Raw genomic sequence first — 19,311 nt, 5'->3', positions numbered from 1 at the left:
TGAGAATAACATTGTGGGCAATGGTATTGATGATTTGCGCAATCGTCTAGGGTAATTCTTTTTCCTTGTTTAAAGAAAATCCTTTACCGCACATTCTTTTTCAGTTTTCTCCGATTAAAGACTCAATGAAATATAGAAAAATAGCATGGGCTTTAGAAAAGCTCGTCAATCCTTCAAAGTACTCGAAAGGTCACCCTCACACCAACATTAGATGGATTTCTTATCACATACCCAAAACAGCTGGAAGCTCTTTGAGAGCAAGCCTTGAGCAGAATTATCCATCTCAGGTTTTCGGTGCATATGCATCTACTGGTGCAAAAGAAATTTCTAGGGCGGAGCCTTTGTGGCTTCCTAAACATTGTAAAATCATCCATGGCCACTTTAAACCTCACGAGAGTCATCTTGAAGTTTTCCCCAATTCGAAGAGGATGGTTTGGGTAAGAGATCCTGTCGCTCGAGTTTACAGCTTAGTGAGACACCTATTACAAACAGGTGGAGATCACCCACAATACCTAATACTAAAAAAAATATATGTTATGAATGGAGTCTCAAAGATTGAGGATATTGTATTTGATATGATAACTAACAATACATTGCCTCAATTTACTAAAGCTTACGCACGATTTTTTGAACGTGTGAGCATTGATAACATTGAATTCATTGGCTCCGTCCACAGATACCAAAAAGACCTAGAAAGATTAGGAAAAGACATGGGTGTTCCTTTATCTGAAAGCCACAAAAATATTCGCAACGTCAGTCAAAACGTTCCAAATTATGTAACCCTCAGACACTATTTGAGGGATGAATACGATATCGTAGAGCGTTATATATAATCCTGAAGGTTTCAAAGGAGAGAAAATTGTCAGCGTTTACAATAAAAAACAAAATAGTTGCCCCGCCGACAATCGATGGAGTTATTAAGTGGTGTGTTGATTCTCCAAAAAATGACGTCCAAATAGATAGTGATAATATCGAAAATAATGGAATTGAGCTAAGCGGTTGGTTTCTCTCTGAAATAGGAGAAGATATTCAGTTGGTCGCACTAGAGGGTAGTCGAGTCACACCAATAGAATTGAACATTGAGAGACACGATGTTATCGAAGTAGTACTCAAAGAGTGTTCTAGTGGCCACCCTTTGTTAATGTGTGGATTCAAAACGGCCTTAGATGTTTCATCCCAGTTTTTTCAAATTGGCTTTATTAGAAAAGGTAATTTTAACACTCTGATTGAATTTGAACTGAAAGGCGCACTTGAAATAATAGAAGGTCAAGAAAATTGGCTATTTTTGGATAACGATACCAACAATAGTGTTGAGCAATTCACCGGAAAGTTAAAACTTTCTAGGCAAGATAGAGCAGTGTGGAAAGTTTACTTTAGAACTCTATTAGATTTGCAAGAGACTTGTGGTTTCCATGTATGTATGCTCATAGCTCCTTCAAAAGAGATGGTTTTTCCACAGTACTATCCATTTGAAAGAGGGAAAAATACCGCTATTGATCAGGTTTTAAACCTAGTACCGGAAAAATTGGATGTAATATTTCCGGTTAGAGTACTTCAGGAATCAGAAAAGCGAAGCTATCGAATGTGTGATACACATTGGAGTCATTTTGGTTCCATGAAGGCGAGCGTTGAAGTAGCATCGCACCAAAAAACTGACATTAGTGAGCTTGTAGAGTTATTTAATAATGATCGTTACAAGACCAAACACGTGACTGGGGATTTAGGCAACAAAATCTACCCTAATAAAAAACACGACGAGGAATTTCTAGCTTCTTTTAATCATCAAAAATATGTCGTTTTTGACAATAAACTTCCAAACTTCGGGCGAATGCGTGTTATTTATTATGATAATGCAATTTATGATGAAGTACTTCTAATCCTTGGCTCGTCTTCTAGCTACACCTTATTCAACTATCTATGTAGGATCTATAAGATAGTTGTTTTTGTCCATTGCGCAGGCAACCTAGATATAAGTTTTATTAAAGCAATTTCTCCAGATTACGTTCTAACTCAAAGTAATGCACGTTTTATCATTAGGCCACCAAGTGTAGATGAAAACTACTTTACCTATTTAGAAGAAAAGCTAGAAAACCAAGACTCATCTTTTACCCCCTCCCCCTTATTAAACCAAGAGCTTTTAATAACATCGCAAAATGAAAAATTAACGGGTATTATCAACTTCGTAACTCAATATGACCAAAATTCTCTAGATGAAAATTAAAACGATAAAAAGATAATTACATGATTCATAAAAGGTTTTTTAACACATCGCTAAATTCTTTTTTTCAGAACAAGCGAATATTTTTCACTCAAAAGGGACGTGGAAGGTTTAGAGAAAATGAACGGGTTAGCTTCTTTTCTAGTTCATTTGCAGAGCCCTATACTGGCTATTTTGAAGGTAATAAATTACATACAATGGGCGCTTTCTCATATTCGTGGAGCGAGCTACCAGAGCATACCGTTGTTGGAAGATACTGCTCCATCGCTAGCGGAGTTAGTGTCATGGGAGAAAAGCATCCTATAGAACGCTTTTCCAGCTCTGCGGTTACCTACAATCCAACATTTATACTATCTACATCATCAGCGCAAGATGCTGGACTAGATAGCCCCTATCAAATTGCTAATCCACATCAGAACCAAGACCTCTCCATTACTATTGGCCACGATGTTTGGATAGGTAATAACGTAACTTTAGCTACCGGAATATCTATCGGCAATGGCGCAGTAATCGCAACGAGAGCCGTCGTTACAAAAGATGTTCCTCCTTACGCTATTGTCGCTGGTGTTCCGGCTAAAGTTGTTAAATATCGATTTTCAGAAACAGAAATAGAAAATTTGACGGAAATTCAATGGTGGAACTATGCCTACACGGATTTTAATGAGATTAAAGCTGATGCTGAGCCTGAAGAATTGTGTGATAAATTAAGAGAAAAAATAGAATCTGGTAGCATAGAGCGCTATCAGCCTTTATTAGTGAAGTTTCATGAAGTTTTTAACTAAGTAGAATTTTAACTGGTTGCTCGCTTGCTCAAAATCTCTCATTTCAACAAGCGAGCTATAAGCTTACTAGTAAATATAGAAGCCGCCGGGTGACTCTTTCCTTTCACCTACTATCGCAGGGTAGTTAAATCCCGTTGCAATTAAGGTCCCAGATTCTGTTAAAAGAACCTTTCTTCCAAATCCTTCATATTTGAAATTAAATTTAGATTTAATAAGAGTCTTATTTTCCCAATGTTCGGTGGAGTTAATACTGTAGTGATATATAGCTCCTGAACCATTCGAGCCTACGTTCTGAGAAGATACCTTTGTTATACCAAATAAATCGCTTTTTTCGCCCGGTGCGCCAATGAATAAATCATCGGCACCATGATTGAATGACAAGGAGTAACCGAAACGGTCTTCTGAATAGGGTGAAGGAGAAGGTGAGTTTAATAAATGAGCTTGGCTCCACAATCCGTCTTTTATAGCAAAAATTTCTACTTTACCTGAAGTGCCCTCCCCCCCCGGAGAACCTACCGCAATTAATTGGCCGTCATCTGATATATTTAATCCAGTGCCAAATGCATCGTCAATTCGAGGAGAACTCGATTTCAGTTTTGAAGTAACTAACCATTCGCCATTTGATTTCTCATACACAAAAGCTGCACCTTCGGTATAAGTGAAGGTGAAGAAATCATCATTATCGACTTCTATAACTTTTTCATCTTCTCGTGGTGAGCCTACAACAAAAAAGTTACCGTCTCTAGATACTGATATGGAATTACCATAACCTGTATATTTATTGGACTGAGTTGGGTCTTCAATAACAGAAAAATGGTAATTCTCGTCTTGGCCTTTTTCTAAAACAACCGTTCGCCCTAGAGAGTCTCCATATTTAAAATTTGTAACTACAATTAAATTCCCCGAGTACGTTAAATCAATAGCATTGCCACCATGCCAATCGCCTAAGCCATTTAGAGCTATAGTTTGACTTAGAAGCCATGAACCCTCTGATTGTTTCTCAAAGATATAAATTCCATTTAGCTTTTCAGAAGAATCTGTCTCTGACAAAACTTCTCCTAAAATAACTAAAACATGACCGTTATCAGAAACCCCGACTCCTTCTCCGAAATCAAGCTCAGCATTCGGTAACTCAAACTTTTCAATTTCTACGGGCGATCCAGTGGCTAAGGAGTATAAGTAGACAGAGCCGAAACGATATTCAAGTCCACTTTCTACGTCCGAAGACTTCTTACTCGCACTTACTAATAACAAATTAGCTTCGCTGGAAACCGCCACTTCACGACCATAATAGAAGTTCTCATCCACGCTGCCTAACTCTGTAAACAGTATTATTTCTAATAAGTTTTCGCTAACGCTTGAAATTTCTGACTGCGCGCATCCTAGTGAATTACAAGTTTCAATGATGATTTCCGCGCTCGCATACTCATAGCTATTCACAATGAGTTCATAAGAGTTAGTTGAAATCCCGCGTTTGATTGGGACAAATGTATCGCTTTCACTTTGGCGAAGAAGAATAGAATGGGACATATTTTTTGACGAATTGTTAACCCATTCTAAAATAATTTTTTTGACATCATAATTTATAGATAATATTGATGGGGTTGGTGCGCCATGACACACGATGTTCACTATCTTAATATTATCTTGGATTGAGTCTTGTGTAATTTCACATAACAAACCAGCTGGTTGTGAGATTATGCTAACATTTGCTTCGTTCAGTGATTCGAAACCATTTTTGAATCTATACACTCCATTGGAGTTTATGCTTACTCGCTCACCTATGCTAGATTCGATAGTTAGGGAGCCAGACTCTAACCCCGATATACTTATATCTAAGTCAAATGTTTTATCTTCACTACTGCAAGCAGATAATTGTAAAGCGCTAATAACAATATAAAAAAATACAAATAGAAAACGTCTATTTCTCATAAATCAAATCCTTTTGAGCAGAAAGAACTAGTCCATACATGCTCTGAAAAATAAAAGACCGGCAACTGCCGGTCGAAAGATATAGTTTTAGTGGGTAAAAACTGCTTAGATAATTTTTATTTTTTGTCAGTTTTAAAAAAGTTACTCTTCTTTCACTTAACCGTCAACTTCTTTGCTTAACAATTATTTAGCAACACGCCCATATCTATCAGAAAAACGCACAATATCGTCTTCACCAAGATATGCACCAGACTGCACTTCAATAAGCTCTAGCGGTATCTTACCTGGGTTTTCTAGCGCATGAACCGCACCGATAGGAATGTATACCGACTCGTTCTCGGTAACTAACTGCGTTTCTTCATCTATAGTTACATTTGCACTACCAGAAACCACAATCCAGTGTTCAGCGCGGTGGTGGTGCATTTGAACCGATAGCTTTTCACCTGGTTTTACTGTAATACGCTTAACTTGGAATCGAGCGCCACTGTCGATAGAATCGTAGCTACCCCACGGACGGAATACTTCGCGATGGAATTCAAACTCTGGGCGGTGCTCAGCTTTTAGTTTGTTGACCACATTTTTAATGCTTTGCGCATCATCTTTGTGGGCAACCATAACCGCATCTTTAGTTTCTACAACTACTACGTCTTCAAGTCCGATGACCGACACTAAACGCTGCTCTGCGTTTACATAACTGTTTTTGGTGTTTTCTAAGATAGTATCGCCAACGGATACGTTGCCATTTTCGTCTTTTTCAGCAGTTTCCCATAGTGATGTCCAGCTTCCTACATCACTCCAGCCTGCATCTAGCGGCACCATGGCTGCACTGTCGGTTTTTTCCATAACCGCATAATCAATTGAATCGTCTGGACAAGTAGCAAAAATGTCGTGGTCGACACGAATGAAGTCTAGATCTGGCGTTTCTGTGTCGATAGCACGCTTACACACGTCTAGCATTTCGGGGTTATACTTTTCTAGCTCTTCCAGGTAACGGCTTGCTTTGAACATAAACATACCGCTGTTCCAGTAGTAACTCCCAGAATCTACATATTCTTTTGCAGTTTCCAAAGCAGGCTTTTCTACAAACTGAGCTACTTCGAAACCATCGCCCGCTTGCTCGCCCGCTTTAATATATCCATAACCCGTATGCGGCTGGTCTGGAACAATACCGAAGGTGACGAGTTTACCCTGCTCTGCTAGCTTCTCGGCTTTAGCAATAGCAGTGTGAAACGCTGGGTTATCTTTAATAAGGTGGTCTGCCGCCAATACGAGAAGAACGGGATCTTCGCCATTTATGTTTGCATGCAGTGCCGCTAATGCAATTGCAGGTGCCGTATTACGACCAACCGGTTCTAAAAGAATACCGCCATGTTGGATATTCTTTTGACGAAGCTGCTCCGCCACTAGAAAGCGGTGTGCGTCGTTACAAATGAAGATTGGGTTTTGGGCTGGTGTGCCTTTTAAGCGTGTGATCGTGTCTTGCAGCATGGTGCTGTCTGATGTGAGAGACAGAAACTGCTTTGGAAGCGCTGCACGCGATTTTGGCCATAAGCGACTACCTGAGCCGCCAGCTAATACTACTGGTTTCATTTGTAATATCCTTGATGTGTGAGTGCTATGCTCACGTCCTGTTATTTATATATTCTCTGTTCAGTATACAAAGGTTTGTATTGCGATTAAATGGCAAAGTTGTACTGAATTACAAATGAAGTGCTCGTAACTAGTGTCATGTCACACAGAGTTTATAGTGGAACGCTAAAAGAATAATAGGGTGAGAATCGGGACTTCGATTCCATTTTTCATGAACGTTGGCTCAGCGTCTCATCCAACAAACCCAACACCTGCTCATCACTTGACTTAGCCTGCGCCCGAACTGAGATACTCGCTTGCTCCACGATTTGCGCCTGTGTAGATTTGGCAGTTTCTGCGGCGAAATCAGTATCAAGGATTTGAGAACGGGCCGCCATTAAGCCTTCATGCATGCGATCGTTCACTTTTAATGCCGATGCCATTTGATTCATTTTTGCGCCGTAAAAAGCGCGGCTTTCGCTTACGTACGCGAGAGCATTGTCTATTTGCTGTAACGCTGCCTCTGCGTTTTCAAAAGTAAGCACGTCGCTTTCTACCATGTCTAAATCGGATAAACCCACTGGGGTTTTTATAAGGTTTATATAGTCTGTGCCATCGCTCAGCGAGTTAGTAGCGGTAATATCAACTGGGCCGGCTTCAAAACTGTTTCCACCGCTTCCAGGAGAGCCTAACGTATCCCAATCTACCGTTGCATCAAACACGCCTTGCCCAATTACTGCAATAATGAGTGGTTCGTTTGTGTTATCGATGGTTAGGCTTTCTGTTGTTATGCCGGGGTGTTGATCACCAGAGAAAGTAAATGTTGTTCCGTTAATTGTGCCCGCACCATTGGTTATGAGCGAACTGCTGTCGTAGCTAGCCGTTGGTGTGTAGCCTTCTTCGGTTGAGAATAACAAGCGTTTAATGTCGCTTGCTGAACTTATGTTATTGGAAGTCCACACGTTGTCTGACAGCGGTGTACCGACCAAATGTCTGCCGCTTGCGGTAAATACTTGAAGATCATCATCTAAAGAAAAGCTATCAACATTAATGGATACGTTTGTTGAACCAGCGGGAATATAAGCCACAGAACGTAAACCACTATTTAGCCGGGTTGGAGTGCCTTTGACAAAGGTATCGCCTATTGATGGAACATTGTCAGATAAGAGGTCGTTATCACCTAACAAAGGCAAACGGTTAAATGCTTCGGTGTTGTAGGCAATGCCATTAAGTGCGTTTTTTAACTGCTGAAACTCCTTATCAAGTGCACGCCTATCAGCATCTGAATTGATGCCATTTTGAGATTGCATGGCTAATTGCCGCATACGCTGCAAGATATCGGCAGATTCTTGCAGCCCGCCTTCCGCTATTTGTGCGTAGCTAATACCGTCATTTAGATTACGGCGAAGCTGACCTTTCGCCATAGATTCTGACGTTAATCGAGTCGATATCTGTAGACCCGCACTGTCATCTGCAGCTTTATTTATTCTTAGGCCTGAGCTCAACCGTTCGTAAGCAGTAGATAGTGTTTTACTGAACAAAGGGGTTGATGAAAGCGACTGCGTGAACGATGACGTTGTTAACATAAACTTCCTTGTTATGGATAACTGAAATACATAAGTTGAAAAACATGGCTCAATTTGGCGTTTTCTATACGCTTTTAGCTTAATTTCCTAAAGCTTTTTGCAAACATTAAGCCAAAGTAATAATTAAAAATAGAAACAAACAAGTTAGGTTGCTGGTGCAGTTACTAAGTAGAAAGAACGATGGGGTCAGAGCTGTGACGCTGACCCCATTATTATTTTTTGGGCACAAAAAAAGGGGCCTGAGTTTTCACTCAGGCCCCTTTTTCTAATCGAGTATTAATTACTCTTCAGTTGCTTCTACTGCTTCTTCTTCAGCTTCTACAACTGGACGGTCAACTAGCTCAACATATGCCATTGGGGCATTGTCGCCAGCACGGAAACCGCATTTAAGAATGCGAGTGTAACCGCCTGGACGAGCTTCGTAACGAGGACCAAGCTCGTTGAATAGTTTACCTACAACCTCTTTGTCACCAGTGCGGGCAAAAGCTAGACGGCGGTTTGCAACGCTGTCTTCTTTAGCCATAGTGATTAGAGGCTCGATTACGCGACGTAATTCTTTCGCTTTTGGTAACGTAGTTTTGATCACTTCGTGCTTGACCAAAGAACCGGCCATGTTTTTGAACATAGCTTGACGATGGCTGCTGTTGCGATTCAACTGACGACCACTCTTACGATGGCGCATAGTTTTATCCTTCTCTACAAATCAGTTTGATAAAAACCTGATTAATCTTTTTCAGCGATGCTCTCTGGCGGCCAGTTTTCTAGGCGCATACCTAGAGAAAGACCACGAGATGCTAGAACATCTTTGATTTCAGTTAGCGATTTCTTACCAAGGTTTGGCGTTTTAAGTAGCTCAACCTCAGTGCGCTGTACCAGGTCACCAATGTACTGGATAGCTTCTGCTTTCAAACAGTTTGCAGAACGTACTGTTAACTCTAGGTCATCTACTGGACGAAGCAGAATCGGATCGAATTCTGGCTTCTCTTCCTTCGCTACTGGCTCAGATACATCACGTAGGTCTACGAATGCATCTAGCTGTTCAGCTAGGATGGTAGCAGAACGGCGGATCGCTTCTTCAGGATCCAAAGTACCGTTCGTCTCCATGTCGATGATTAGCTTGTCTAAGTCTGTGCGTTGTTCAACACGCGCAGATTCAACAGTGTAAGCAATACGTTCAACTGGGCTGTATGAAGCGTCAACTAACAAACGACCAATTGGACGATCATCTTCTTCAGAGGAGCGACGGGTAGAAGCTGGTACATAACCACGGCCCATTTCTACTTTGATACGCATGCTGATTTCAGCTTCGCCAGTCAAAGTACAAATTAAGTGCTCAGGGTTTGTAATTTCTACGTCGCCATCATGCTGAATATCACCAGCAACAACAGGGCCAGCGCCAGATTTCACTAGAGTTAGGGTTGCCTCAGTTTTACCTTCAAGGCGAACCGCTAAACCTTTTAGATTTAGCAAGATTTCGATAACGTCTTCCTGTACACCTTCTTTGGTGCTGTACTCGTGAAGAACGCCATCAATTTCTACCTCGGTAACTGCACATCCTGGCATAGATGACAATAAAATACGACGTAGGGCGTTACCTAGAGTGTGGCCAAAGCCGCGCTCTAGTGGTTCCAAAGTTACTTTGGCACGAGTAGGAGAAACGTTTTCGATCTCAACTAATCTCGGTTTTAGGAATTCAGTCACAGAACCCACAATGCTTCCTCTTTAGTTAGCTTTACTTAGAGTAAAGTTCGACGATCAACTGTTCGTTAATTTCCGCAGACAAATCAGTTCTTTCTGGAACGCGCTTGAAAGTGCCTTCCATTTTGCTGCTGTCTACTTCAATCCAGGTTGGCTTCTCACGTTGGTCAGCCAGTTCCAAAGCAGCTACGATACGCGCTTGCTTCTTAGCTTTTTCACGAACAGAAACCACGTCTTCGGCAGAAACGTTAAACGATGGGATGTTCACAACTTGACCATTTACCATGATCGCCTTGTGGCTAACTAGCTGACGTGCTTCTGCACGAGTGCTAGCGAAACCCATACGGTAAACTACGTTATCAAGACGCTGTTCTAAAAGCTGTAGCAAGTTTTCACCTGTGTTACCTTTTAGACGTGCAGCTTCTTTGTAGTAGTTGCGGAATTGCTTTTCAAGAACGCCGTACATACGACGAACTTTTTGTTTTTCACGCAGCTGAACACCGTAGTCAGACAGACGGCCACGACGGGCACCGTGCTGACCAGGCGCTGTATCGATCTTACATTTAGAATCGATTGCGCGAACGCCGCTTTTTAGGAACAGGTCTGTTCCTTCGCGACGGCTAAGTTTGAGTTTTGGACCCAAATATCTTGCCATGATCTTTCTCCAACTGTCCGTCGATTAAACGCGACGTTTTTTCGGTGGACGACAACCGTTGTGAGGAATAGGGGTCACATCGGTAATGTTTGTGATCTTATAACCTGTAGCGTTAAGAGCACGGATCGCAGACTCACGGCCTGGACCTGGACCTTTAACAAATACTTCAAGGTTCTTAAGACCGTATTCTTGTGCAGCAACACCTGCACGCTCAGCAGCTACCTGTGCAGCAAATGGGGTAGATTTACGTGAACCACGGAAACCTGAACCACCAGATGTCGCCCATGCTAGTGCATTGCCTGAACGGTCTGTAATAGTCACAATTGTGTTGTTGAAAGACGCATGGATATGAGCCATACCGTCTGCAACCTGACGTTTAGCGCGCTTACGCGTGCCACGAGCTGGTGCTTTAGCCATAACTTACTCCCCGTTTACTTCTTAATTGGCTTACGAGGACCTTTACGGGTACGCGCATTGGTTTTAGTGCGCTGACCACGTAGAGGCAAGCTACGACGGTGGCGAATACCACGGAAGCAACCCAGGTCCATCAAACGTTTGATGCTCATAGAGACTTCACGGCGTAAATCACCTTCAACGGTGAATTTAGCCACTTCGTCACGAAGCTTATCAATAGTAGCTTCGTCTAGCTCTTTGATTTTTGTATCTTCTGCAACACCAGCACCCGCACAAATGCTTTTCGCACGTGTGGGACCAACGCCATAAATCGCTTGGATAGCGATTACAGCATGCTTGTGCTCAGGAATGTTAATGCCAGCGATACGGGCCATTAACAGCACTCCTCTTGTTTATTTGTCGACGACCTAAAAAGCCCGATAGGATACTTATCCGTCGACTAAATTGCAAATTAAGGTTCAAAATACTTTAAACAAAACTAGCAGAACCTGATAAGTACAATTCAGGTTCTGCTTTCTTAGTCTTGCAAATATTCTGTACCGCTTTGATTAGCCCTGACGCTGCTTATGCTTTGGGTCAGAACTGCAAATTACGCGCACAACACCGTTGCGCTTGATAACTTTACAGTTACGGCAAATCTTTTTTACTGATGCACGAACTTTCATTACATCTTTCCCCTTTCTATCAATATTAAGGGGCTAACTTATCGGCCGTAGCCTTTAAGGTTAGCTTTCTTCAGCACAGACTCATATTGACTACTCATCAAATGTGTCTGTACTTGTGCCATAAAGTCCATGATAACTACTACGATAATTAATAGTGACGTACCACCGAAGTAGAACGGCACATTCCAAGCAATTAGCATGAATTCAGGCACTAAACAAATAAAGGTTATGTACAGTGCGCCAGCCAGTGTAAGGCGAGTCATTACCTTGTCAATGTATCGTGACGTTTGCTCACCCGGGCGGATGCCAGGAATGAACGCGCCAGATTTCTTCAAGTTGTCTGCTGTATCACGCGGGTTGAACACCAACGCCGTGTAGAAGAAGCAGAAGAAGATAATCGCAGCTGCGTATAACATCACGTACAGCGGCTGACCAGGAGATAGCATAAGCGCTACATCTTGCAACCACGCTGTTGATTCATTCTGTCCGAACCATCCTGCGATAGTACCCGGGAACAGAATAATGCTAGAAGCAAAGATTGGTGGAATTACACCAGCAATGTTGACTTTTAGCGGTAAATGGGTGCTTTGCGCAGCAAAAACCTGACGGCCTTGCTGACGTTTCGCGTAGTTTACCACAATTCTGCGCTGTCCGCGCTCTACAAATACAACTAGGTATGTAAGCGCAATAACAATCACAGCAATCAACAATAGGAACAACAAGTTAATGTCGCCCTGCCTTGCTTGTTCCGCAGTCTGACCTATCGCTGTTGGCAGACCGGCAACAATACCAGCAAAAATCAATATAGAGATACCGTTACCAATACCTCGTTCGGTAATTTGCTCACCTAACCACATTAGGAACATCGTTCCTGTGACTAGGCTTACTACTGCCGTAAAGTAGAATCCGAAGCCAGGGTTTATCACCAATCCATTAATCAGGTTAGGCAAACCGGTCGAAATTCCAATTGACTGGAAGATAGCCAATACAAGCGTTAGATAACGCGTGTACTGACTAATTTTACGACGGCCTGCTTCGCCTTCTTTTTTAAGCTCCACCATCGGCGGGTGAACCACCGAGAGCAACTGCATAATAATGGATGCAGTAATGTATGGCATAATGCCCAAAGCCAGAACGGATGCACGCTCAAGCGCACCACCAGAGAACATGTTAAACATTTCTACAATGGTGCCTTTTTGTTGCTCGAACAAGTCAGCAAGTACAGCTGGATCGATGCCAGGGATAGGAACATAAGAACCTAGTCTGAAAACAACAATCGCACCAAGTACGAACAACAATCTTGCCTTAAGCTCACTCAAGCCGCTTTTAGCGCCTGAATCCAATCCTGGTTTAGCCATCTAGCTTATTCCTCTACTTTACCGCCAGCAGCTTCAATCGCTTCTTTAGCGCCTTTAGTAACCTTTAACCCGCTTACTGTAACAGCGCGTGAAACTTCACCGCTCTTTACAACTTTAACGAACTGGATTTCTTTCTTAACAAGTCCAGCTGCTTTCAAAGTTTCAAGAGACGCAGTATCACCATCAACCTTCGCGATTTCAGCAAGAGTTACTTGATCAGTAACAAAGCTCTTGCGTGATGTGAAACCGAACTTAGGAAGGCGACGCTGTAATGGCATCTGACCACCTTCAAATCCTGGCTTAACACGGCCACCTGAACGGCTTTTTTGACCTTTGTGACCTACGCCACCTGTTTTACCTAGACCTGAGCCGATACCACGACCAGTACGCTTACCAGTAGGCTTTGAACCTTCGGCTGGAGAAATTGTATTTAAACGCATGTCTTACTCCTCCACTATCTCAACCATGTAATGTACACGGTTGATCATGCCACGAACGGCTGGGGTATCTTCCAGTTCACGAACATGGTTGATTTTACGAAGGCCTAAACCTTTAAGCGTAGCTTTGTGCTTTGGCAAGCGGCCAATTGCACTTTTCGTTTGCTTTACTTTAATCGTTGCCATGTCTGATTACCCCAAAATTTCTTCTACAGACAATCCACGCTTCGCAGCAACTTTCGCCGGGCTGTTCATTTCTGTCAGCGCGTTGATTGTTGCACGTACAACGTTGATTGGGTTTGTAGAGCCGTAACATTTTGAAAGTACGTTTTGTACACCAGCTACTTCTAGTACTGCACGCATCGCACCACCAGCAATAATACCGGTACCTTCAGATGCTGGCTGCATGTAAACTTTAGAGCCAGAGTGACGACCTTTAATCGGGTGCTGTAACGTGTGACCGTTAAGGTCTACGTCAACCATGTTGCGACGTGCCTTTTCCATTGCTTTTTGGATTGCAGCAGGTACTTCACGTGCCTTACCGTAACCAAAACCAACGCGACCGTTACCGTCACCCACTACTGTCAATGCAGTGAAACTAAAGATTCGACCACCTTTAACCACTTTAGAAACGCGGTTTACAGCGATCAATTTCTCTAGAAATTCACCATTTTGAACGTCTTGTTTAGCCATTATAAACTCCTAGAACTGAAGACCAGCTTCGCGAGCTGCATCAGCTAATGCTTTAACGCGACCGTGGTATTGGAAACCACTACGATCGAAAGCCACTGCTTTAATGCCTTTCTCAAGTGCGCGCTCTGCGATTGCTTTACCGACTACCGTCGCTGCTTCAGCGTTACCTGTAGACTTAAGACCTTTTGCAAGATCTTTCTCAACAGTTGAAGCTGCAGCCAACACTTCAGAACCGCAAGGAGCGATTAACTGAGCGTAGATGTGGCGAGGTGTACGGTTTACTACCAAGCGATGCGCGGCCAGTTCACGAATTTTTGCACGTGCGCGAGTAGCGCGACGAATGCGAGCTGTTTTCTTATCCATCGTATCACCCACCTACTTTTTCTTAGCTTCTTTACGACGTACGTTTTCATCAGCATAACGTACACCTTTGCCTTTGTAAGGCTCTGGTGGACGGTAACCGCGAATGTTCGCCGCAACCTGACCAACCACCTGCTTATCGGCGCCTTTGACGACGATTTCAGTTTGGCTAGGAGTTTCAACCGTAATGCCTTCAGGCATTTCGTATGCTACAGGGTGAGAGAAACCTAGTGTAAGGTTTAGTTTGTTACCTTGTGCTTGTGCACGGTAACCAACACCTAACAACTGCAATTTTTTCTCGAAACCTTGTGAAACACCTTGAACCATTGCGTTAAGGATAGAGCGCGCAGTACCAGCCTGTGCCCAACCGTCAACAAAGCCTTCACGTGGAAGTGCTTTAAGTTGGTTCTCTTCCTGTGCAACTTCTACAGCGTCGTTAAAAACGCGGGTCAAAGTGCCTTTACTACCTTTAACAGTAACTTCTTGACCAGAGATAGAAACTTCTACACCTGATACAACGTCTACTGGGGCTTTTGCTATACGTGACATTTCAACTCCTCCGTTATGCTACATAACCGATGATCTCACCGCCCATGCCAGCGTTACGCGCTGCACGGTCAGTCATCACACCTTTAGAAGTCGACACGATAGCTACGCCTAAACCACCCATAACCTTTGGAAGCTCATCTTTTTTCTTATAGATGCGCAGACCAGGACGGCTTACACGTTCAATTGTGTCAATTACTTGCTTGCCTTCGAAGTACTTAAGCGTAACTTCTAAAACAGGCTTAACGTCACCAGAAGCAGTGAAGTCAGTGATATAACCTTCTGCTTTCAATACTTCACAGATTGCAACGCGAAGTTTTGAAGAAGGCATAGTCACAGAAACTTTCTGTGCCATCTGGCCGTTACGGATGCGGGTAAACATATCCGCGATAGGATCTTGCATACTCATTATCAGCTACTCCTTACCAGCTGGCTTTCTTAAGGCCAGGGACTTCACCGCGCATCGCTGCTTCACGAAGCTTGATACGGCTAAGACCGAATTTGCGTAGGTAACCATGTGGACGACCAGTTACACGGCAACGGTTGCGTTGACGTGACGCACTAGAGTCACGTGGCAGTTGTTGTAGCTTCAGAACAGCATCCCAACGCTCTTCTTCAGAAACGTTAACATCGCTGATAATCGCTTTAAGTGCGGCGCGCTTCTCAGCATACTTAGCTACTAGCTTAGTACGCTTCGCTTCGCGTGCCTTCATTGATTCTTTTGCCATAACCCTACACCCCTACTTTTTGAATGGGAAGTTAAACGCGTCCAGCAGAGCACGTGCTTCTTCATTTGTATTCGCACTGGTAGTGATAGTGATATCCATACCGCGAACTTTATCCACTTTATCGAAATCGATTTCAGGGAAAATGATTTGCTCACGCACGCCCATGCTGTAGTTACCACGTCCGTCGAATGATTTAGGATTCAAACCACGGAAATCGCGAACACGTGGAATAGCGATTGAAATCAAACGCTCTAGGAATTCCCACATACGCTCGCCGCGTAGGGTTACTTTACAGCCAATCGGATAACCTTCACGGATTTTAAAACCCGCTACTGATTTTCTTGCAACTGTGACTACAGGCTTCTGACCGGCGATAGCCGCCATGTCAGCTTGAGCATTTTCAAGCACCTTTTTGTCAGCAACTGCTTCACCTAAACCCATGTTTAGAGTGATTTTTTCAATCCGAGGGACTTGCATGACGCTTTTGTATCCGAACTGCTTCGCAAGTTCAGCTACTACTGTTTCTTTATAGAAATCATGCAGTTTCGCCATCGTACTCTCCAATATAATTAAACAAGTTCGCCGTTAGACTTAAAGAAACGTACTTTCTTTTCGTCTTCGAAACGGAAACCAACGCGATCTGCTTTGCCCGTTGCCGGGTTAACAATCGCAACATTAGAAACGTGAATAGAAGCTTCTTTCTCAACGATGCCACCAGCTACACCCAATTGTGGGTTTGGCTTAGTGTGCTTCTTAACGAGATTAACGCCTTCTACAATTACACGGTTATCAGCAATAAGCACTTTAAGGACTTTGCCTTGTTTGCCTTTGTCTTTACCCGCTAATACGACTACTTCATCATCACGACGAATTTTATTAGCCATTATCGTGACTCCTTATAGTACCTCTGGGGCCAATGAGATGATTTTCATGAAGTTTTCACTTCTCAACTCACGGGTAACCGGGCCAAAGATACGCGTACCAATTGGTTGCTTGTTTGCATTAAGCATAACAGCCGCGTTACCGTCAAAACGGATGGTAGAACCATCTGCACGACGAACGCCTTTTCTAGTACGCACCACCACTGCGTTCAGTACGTCACCTTTTTTAACTTTACCGCGAGGAATTGCTTCCTTAACAGTAACTTTGATGATGTCACCGATACCTGCATAACGGCGATGCGAGCCACCAAGAACCTTAATACACTGAACCCTGCGAGCGCCGCTGTTGTCTGCAACGTCCAGGTTAGTTTGCATTTGGATCATGTTAGTGCTCCGCTCTTAAATTAAGACTCTCCCGAGTCGTTAGTGCTGCTAAAAAACAACTGGATATCGTTGCTTTTATGTACATACCCCCATAAAAAGGGCGCGAAATAATAACAGAAAACTTTTGGAAGTGATAGCGGTAAATTGAATTATTTTTAGACTATGCGACCAATAAAAAAACCCCGACTAAAAGCCGGGGCAGATAACCACGTCATAGGTTATCAAGCAGGATCTTTTAGCGCAGAATCATTGTTGTGAACCCGATTACTCAAATTCCTAAACACACATTCTTTTAAACGACTTACACCGACAGGCTTAGATATGAAGTCATTCATACCCGATTTCAAGCATTTTTCTTTATCTCCGGTTAATGCATTAGCGGTTAAGGCAATAATAGGAATTGCTCGAGCGTGTTCACCCAAATTCCGTATTTGGTGTGTCGCCTCTAAACCATCCATTACCGGCATATGGCAGTCCATTAGAATGACCGCGTACGGCGAATTTTCCGCCAACGCGCGTTTTACCTTTTCAACGCCCTCCTTTCCATTGATTGCAAGATCACTGGTTAGGCCAACTTCCTTAAGCTGCTCTTTTATCACTAACTGGTTTATTTCATTGTCTTCTACGATGAGTGCTTTCAACCCACTAAGCTCTTGTCGCGTCGGCGTATAATAGTTTTTATTAGCATAGGCATTTTCAATGGTAGCTCCTGTCATAGCGTCATCAAGCATCAGCACCACTGTAAACCTTGCGCCTACCCCTAGATGGCTACTTACCTCAACACTACCTTGATAATGCTCTGCTATTTTCTTGACCAGTGATAAACCCAATCCAGTCCCACCAAATCGTCGCTGCTCTGGGTTTTCGCCCTGCATAAAGGGAGAAAATATGATTTTTTGCTGCTGTTCACTTATTCCTATTCCGGTATCTGTTACCACAATTTTTACTTTAAACTTGCCTTTGCCATAACCAGTGCATTTGGTATCTACAGTAACTTTACCTTCATTGGTGAATTTGATCGCATTATTGAGAAGATTCAAAAAAATCTGCCCTAGGCGCAACTTATCCGCTGTAAATACCTTCCCTTTAAGCGCCTCTGTATTGACGTGTAATTCAAGCCCTTTTTGCTTAGCGAGGCGCGTAAACATTGGGATTTGCTCTTCAATGGTTAGCGCTAAATCAGTAGGGCTTTCTTCAAAAGGAATATCACCTGAATCAATTTTTGAAAAATCCAGTATGTCATCAACTATCTTTAGCAATGAATCTGTACTTTTCGTTGCAACTGAAACAAGTTGTAGCTGTTTGGTACTAAGTGTCGTTCCCGTTAGGGCTTCTAGCATACCCAGTACACCGTGAATGGGGGTTCGTATCTCATGGCTTATTTTTTCCAGAAACTCACTTCGGGTTTTTAACGCACTCTCTGCGAGTTCAGACTTATGCTGTAATACCGCCTTATCTAAGTGAATTTGCGTGATATCTATTGTCGCACCAATCACTTTTGTACAGCGTCCATTTTCCATAATAGGGTGTGCTCTGCTTTCTAGCCAACGGGGCTCTCCCACGTCTGTGCGCACCTCTAGCTCATAGACAAAATCCTTTCCTGTTTTTATCATTTCAGCAAAGCGTTCAAGGTATTCTTTGCGTTGGTATTCATTCGTGATTAAGTTGGTTACATCCTCGGGTTTGAGAATTTTTTCTCCGTGCATGTGCAGCATACGCTTAAGTGCGCCCGACCAACTTAATGCCTGTGTTTCAAGGTTGAGTTCCCATGTCCCCACGCCAGCCAAGTTCGTCACTTGATTTAGCAATGAATTGCGCTCTGCCAAGATGGCTTTTTGTGCATTGATATTTTCCATTATCTGCTGGCGCTCAAGCTCATTACCTATCCAAGAGGCGAGCAGCAGCAAGTAGTCCACCTCGATTGAAGTAAAAGGCTCATGTCTTGGTGTTAGTGAAGAAAAGTTCACGGTACCAAAGAACTCACCGGCTACAGAAATAGGGGCTGCTAGATAGCTTTTAAGGGTATATTTAGCAAAACAAGGGTGTGATGCACCTGGCTCGCAATTGATGTCATGATAGGCGATATGAGACTGTGCATTGACAACATCTGCACAGTAGGTGTCTGAGAGTGCGAAAACGCTATTAACCGAAATACTGTTATCTTCCGTTACTGCGCTCATTACACTATAGCGTTCGCCCCGAATATTGCTCACAATGCCCGTTTCGAGCCCAAGAAACTTTGTGCCTATAGCCAACAGGCTTTCTAGCTTATTGTCTAAGGACATCGTGTAGTCATTAGAGATGATTTGAAGCTCTTTGATAATACTCATGAGGATCTCAGTAAAGACAACGATAAAAAAGGCCGACATTTCATATGTCAGCCTTTTAAACGTAAGAGAAATTTC

At 43.0% G+C, this 19,311-nt stretch carries 24 protein-coding genes; 3 read left to right on the top strand and 21 right to left on the bottom strand.

Annotated features, from left to right (window positions below; genetic code table 11):
- The first annotated feature begins 65 nt into the window (after positions 1-65).
- From GVO63_RS12210 to GVO63_RS12200, 3 genes are read left to right on the top strand one after another with little or no spacing between them, the layout of a single operon-like run.
- Complete coding sequence (locus tag GVO63_RS12210) at positions 66-833, top strand: hypothetical protein (RefSeq protein ID WP_159580166.1); 768 nt, start codon at positions 66-68, stop codon at positions 831-833.
- A 26-nt stretch (positions 834-859) separates the two neighbouring features.
- The gene (locus GVO63_RS12205) at positions 860-2,221 is read left to right on the top strand and encodes a hypothetical protein (RefSeq protein WP_159580164.1); all 1,362 of its coding nucleotides are present in this window, start codon (positions 860-862) and stop codon (positions 2,219-2,221) included.
- A gap of 20 nt (positions 2,222-2,241) precedes the next feature.
- The gene (locus GVO63_RS12200) at positions 2,242-3,000 is read left to right on the top strand and encodes a CatB-related O-acetyltransferase (protein WP_201281911.1); all 759 of its coding nucleotides are present in this window, start codon (positions 2,242-2,244) and stop codon (positions 2,998-3,000) included.
- A 66-nt stretch (positions 3,001-3,066) separates the two neighbouring features.
- Here GVO63_RS12200 and GVO63_RS12195 read toward each other — a convergent pair whose 3' ends face one another.
- From GVO63_RS12195 to GVO63_RS12095, 21 genes are all read right to left on the bottom strand, one after another.
- Positions 3,067-4,932, bottom strand: a complete 1,866-nt coding sequence (locus tag GVO63_RS12195) for a hypothetical protein (RefSeq protein WP_159580162.1) — start codon at positions 4,930-4,932, stop codon at positions 3,067-3,069.
- Positions 4,933-5,115: 183 nt separating this feature from the next.
- Positions 5,116-6,522 (bottom strand): mannose-1-phosphate guanylyltransferase/mannose-6-phosphate isomerase, encoded by a 1,407-nt coding sequence (locus GVO63_RS12190; protein ID WP_159580160.1) that lies wholly within the window; start codon positions 6,520-6,522, stop codon positions 5,116-5,118.
- Positions 6,523-6,731: 209 nt separating this feature from the next.
- The gene (locus GVO63_RS12185) at positions 6,732-8,087 is read right to left on the bottom strand and encodes a flagellin (RefSeq protein ID WP_159580158.1); all 1,356 of its coding nucleotides are present in this window, start codon (positions 8,085-8,087) and stop codon (positions 6,732-6,734) included.
- Between the two features lie 280 nt (positions 8,088-8,367).
- The gene (gene rplQ, locus GVO63_RS12180) at positions 8,368-8,769 is read right to left on the bottom strand and encodes a 50S ribosomal protein L17 (protein ID WP_012519212.1); all 402 of its coding nucleotides are present in this window, start codon (positions 8,767-8,769) and stop codon (positions 8,368-8,370) included.
- Positions 8,770-8,810: 41 nt separating this feature from the next.
- Complete coding sequence (gene rpoA, locus GVO63_RS12175; RefSeq protein ID WP_105932247.1) at positions 8,811-9,800, bottom strand: DNA-directed RNA polymerase subunit alpha; 990 nt, start codon at positions 9,798-9,800, stop codon at positions 8,811-8,813.
- Between the two features lie 19 nt (positions 9,801-9,819).
- A complete protein-coding gene (rpsD, locus tag GVO63_RS12170) occupies positions 9,820-10,440 on the bottom strand; it encodes a 30S ribosomal protein S4 (protein ID WP_012519214.1) in 621 nt (206 codons plus the stop codon).
- Between the two features lie 24 nt (positions 10,441-10,464).
- The gene (rpsK, locus tag GVO63_RS12165) at positions 10,465-10,857 is read right to left on the bottom strand and encodes a 30S ribosomal protein S11 (RefSeq protein ID WP_159580156.1); all 393 of its coding nucleotides are present in this window, start codon (positions 10,855-10,857) and stop codon (positions 10,465-10,467) included.
- A gap of 14 nt (positions 10,858-10,871) precedes the next feature.
- A complete protein-coding gene (rpsM, locus tag GVO63_RS12160; RefSeq protein ID WP_071816100.1) occupies positions 10,872-11,228 on the bottom strand; it encodes a 30S ribosomal protein S13 in 357 nt (118 codons plus the stop codon).
- Positions 11,229-11,402: 174 nt separating this feature from the next.
- On the bottom strand, positions 11,403-11,519 hold the full coding sequence (rpmJ, locus tag GVO63_RS12155) for a 50S ribosomal protein L36 (RefSeq protein ID WP_012519217.1): 117 nt from the start codon (positions 11,517-11,519) through the stop codon (positions 11,403-11,405).
- Between the two features lie 38 nt (positions 11,520-11,557).
- Positions 11,558-12,877 (bottom strand): preprotein translocase subunit SecY, encoded by a 1,320-nt coding sequence (secY, locus tag GVO63_RS12150; RefSeq protein ID WP_159492966.1) that lies wholly within the window; start codon positions 12,875-12,877, stop codon positions 11,558-11,560.
- A gap of 5 nt (positions 12,878-12,882) precedes the next feature.
- On the bottom strand, positions 12,883-13,317 hold the full coding sequence (rplO, locus tag GVO63_RS12145) for a 50S ribosomal protein L15 (protein WP_159580154.1): 435 nt from the start codon (positions 13,315-13,317) through the stop codon (positions 12,883-12,885).
- Positions 13,318-13,320: 3 nt separating this feature from the next.
- Positions 13,321-13,500 carry a 50S ribosomal protein L30 gene (rpmD, locus tag GVO63_RS12140; RefSeq protein ID WP_012519220.1) on the bottom strand — a complete coding sequence of 60 codons (180 nt, stop codon included), beginning with the start codon at positions 13,498-13,500 and terminating at the stop codon, positions 13,321-13,323.
- Positions 13,501-13,506: 6 nt separating this feature from the next.
- Complete coding sequence (gene rpsE / locus GVO63_RS12135; RefSeq protein WP_012519221.1) at positions 13,507-14,007, bottom strand: 30S ribosomal protein S5; 501 nt, start codon at positions 14,005-14,007, stop codon at positions 13,507-13,509.
- A 9-nt stretch (positions 14,008-14,016) separates the two neighbouring features.
- Positions 14,017-14,370: a 50S ribosomal protein L18 gene (gene rplR / locus GVO63_RS12130; protein ID WP_105932260.1), complete on the bottom strand. Its 354-nt coding sequence runs from the start codon at positions 14,368-14,370 to the stop codon at positions 14,017-14,019.
- 12 nt (positions 14,371-14,382) lie between these two features.
- Positions 14,383-14,916: a 50S ribosomal protein L6 gene (rplF, locus tag GVO63_RS12125; protein ID WP_159492964.1), complete on the bottom strand. Its 534-nt coding sequence runs from the start codon at positions 14,914-14,916 to the stop codon at positions 14,383-14,385.
- A gap of 13 nt (positions 14,917-14,929) precedes the next feature.
- Positions 14,930-15,322, bottom strand: coding sequence for a 30S ribosomal protein S8 (gene rpsH / locus GVO63_RS12120; protein ID WP_105932244.1), 393 nt, complete (start codon positions 15,320-15,322; stop codon positions 14,930-14,932).
- A gap of 13 nt (positions 15,323-15,335) precedes the next feature.
- Positions 15,336-15,641: a 30S ribosomal protein S14 gene (gene rpsN, locus GVO63_RS12115; RefSeq protein ID WP_105932243.1), complete on the bottom strand. Its 306-nt coding sequence runs from the start codon at positions 15,639-15,641 to the stop codon at positions 15,336-15,338.
- A gap of 12 nt (positions 15,642-15,653) precedes the next feature.
- Positions 15,654-16,193 carry a 50S ribosomal protein L5 gene (gene rplE, locus GVO63_RS12110; protein ID WP_159492963.1) on the bottom strand — a complete coding sequence of 180 codons (540 nt, stop codon included), beginning with the start codon at positions 16,191-16,193 and terminating at the stop codon, positions 15,654-15,656.
- A gap of 17 nt (positions 16,194-16,210) precedes the next feature.
- Positions 16,211-16,525: a 50S ribosomal protein L24 gene (rplX, locus tag GVO63_RS12105; protein ID WP_014950912.1), complete on the bottom strand. Its 315-nt coding sequence runs from the start codon at positions 16,523-16,525 to the stop codon at positions 16,211-16,213.
- A gap of 12 nt (positions 16,526-16,537) precedes the next feature.
- Positions 16,538-16,906, bottom strand: coding sequence for a 50S ribosomal protein L14 (rplN, locus tag GVO63_RS12100; RefSeq protein WP_012519228.1), 369 nt, complete (start codon positions 16,904-16,906; stop codon positions 16,538-16,540).
- A 221-nt stretch (positions 16,907-17,127) separates the two neighbouring features.
- Positions 17,128-19,236 carry a GAF domain-containing hybrid sensor histidine kinase/response regulator gene (locus GVO63_RS12095; protein WP_159580152.1) on the bottom strand — a complete coding sequence of 703 codons (2,109 nt, stop codon included), beginning with the start codon at positions 19,234-19,236 and terminating at the stop codon, positions 17,128-17,130.
- Positions 19,237-19,311 lie beyond the last annotated feature (75 nt).

The sequence above is a fragment of the Alteromonas sp. KUL106 genome, assembly GCF_009811415.1.
Taxonomy (GTDB): Bacteria; Pseudomonadota; Gammaproteobacteria; order Enterobacterales; family Alteromonadaceae; genus Alteromonas.
This window is presented reverse-complemented; position numbering and strand designations above follow the sequence as displayed.

What these genes read in the sequence shown, in the direction of transcription:
- GVO63_RS12200 (WP_201281911.1), top strand. Translation starts at nt 2,242, where the DNA reads ATGATTCATAAAAGGTTTTTTAACACATCGCTAAATTCTTTTTTTCAG.
- GVO63_RS12195 (WP_159580162.1), bottom strand. Translation starts at nt 4,932, where the DNA reads ATGAGAAATAGACGTTTTCTATTTGTATTTTTTTATATTGTTATTAGC.
- GVO63_RS12190 (WP_159580160.1), bottom strand. Translation starts at nt 6,522, where the DNA reads ATGAAACCAGTAGTATTAGCTGGCGGCTCAGGTAGTCGCTTATGGCCA.
- GVO63_RS12185 (WP_159580158.1), bottom strand. Translation starts at nt 8,087, where the DNA reads ATGTTAACAACGTCATCGTTCACGCAGTCGCTTTCATCAACCCCTTTG.
- rplQ (WP_012519212.1), bottom strand. Translation starts at nt 8,769, where the DNA reads ATGCGCCATCGTAAGAGTGGTCGTCAGTTGAATCGCAACAGCAGCCAT.
- rpsD (WP_012519214.1), bottom strand. Translation starts at nt 10,440, where the DNA reads ATGGCAAGATATTTGGGTCCAAAACTCAAACTTAGCCGTCGCGAAGGA.
- rpsK (WP_159580156.1), bottom strand. Translation starts at nt 10,857, where the DNA reads ATGGCTAAAGCACCAGCTCGTGGCACGCGTAAGCGCGCTAAACGTCAG.
- rpsM (WP_071816100.1), bottom strand. Translation starts at nt 11,228, where the DNA reads ATGGCCCGTATCGCTGGCATTAACATTCCTGAGCACAAGCATGCTGTA.
- rpmJ (WP_012519217.1), bottom strand. Translation starts at nt 11,519, where the DNA reads ATGAAAGTTCGTGCATCAGTAAAAAAGATTTGCCGTAACTGTAAAGTT.
- secY (WP_159492966.1), bottom strand. Translation starts at nt 12,877, where the DNA reads ATGGCTAAACCAGGATTGGATTCAGGCGCTAAAAGCGGCTTGAGTGAG.
- rplO (WP_159580154.1), bottom strand. Translation starts at nt 13,317, where the DNA reads ATGCGTTTAAATACAATTTCTCCAGCCGAAGGTTCAAAGCCTACTGGT.
- rpmD (WP_012519220.1), bottom strand. Translation starts at nt 13,500, where the DNA reads ATGGCAACGATTAAAGTAAAGCAAACGAAAAGTGCAATTGGCCGCTTG.
- rpsE (WP_012519221.1), bottom strand. Translation starts at nt 14,007, where the DNA reads ATGGCTAAACAAGACGTTCAAAATGGTGAATTTCTAGAGAAATTGATC.
- rplR (WP_105932260.1), bottom strand. Translation starts at nt 14,370, where the DNA reads ATGGATAAGAAAACAGCTCGCATTCGTCGCGCTACTCGCGCACGTGCA.
- rplF (WP_159492964.1), bottom strand. Translation starts at nt 14,916, where the DNA reads ATGTCACGTATAGCAAAAGCCCCAGTAGACGTTGTATCAGGTGTAGAA.
- rpsH (WP_105932244.1), bottom strand. Translation starts at nt 15,322, where the DNA reads ATGAGTATGCAAGATCCTATCGCGGATATGTTTACCCGCATCCGTAAC.
- rpsN (WP_105932243.1), bottom strand. Translation starts at nt 15,641, where the DNA reads ATGGCAAAAGAATCAATGAAGGCACGCGAAGCGAAGCGTACTAAGCTA.
- rplE (WP_159492963.1), bottom strand. Translation starts at nt 16,193, where the DNA reads ATGGCGAAACTGCATGATTTCTATAAAGAAACAGTAGTAGCTGAACTT.
- rplX (WP_014950912.1), bottom strand. Translation starts at nt 16,525, where the DNA reads ATGGCTAATAAAATTCGTCGTGATGATGAAGTAGTCGTATTAGCGGGT.
- rplN (WP_012519228.1), bottom strand. Translation starts at nt 16,906, where the DNA reads ATGATCCAAATGCAAACTAACCTGGACGTTGCAGACAACAGCGGCGCT.
- GVO63_RS12095 (WP_159580152.1), bottom strand. Translation starts at nt 19,236, where the DNA reads ATGAGTATTATCAAAGAGCTTCAAATCATCTCTAATGACTACACGATG.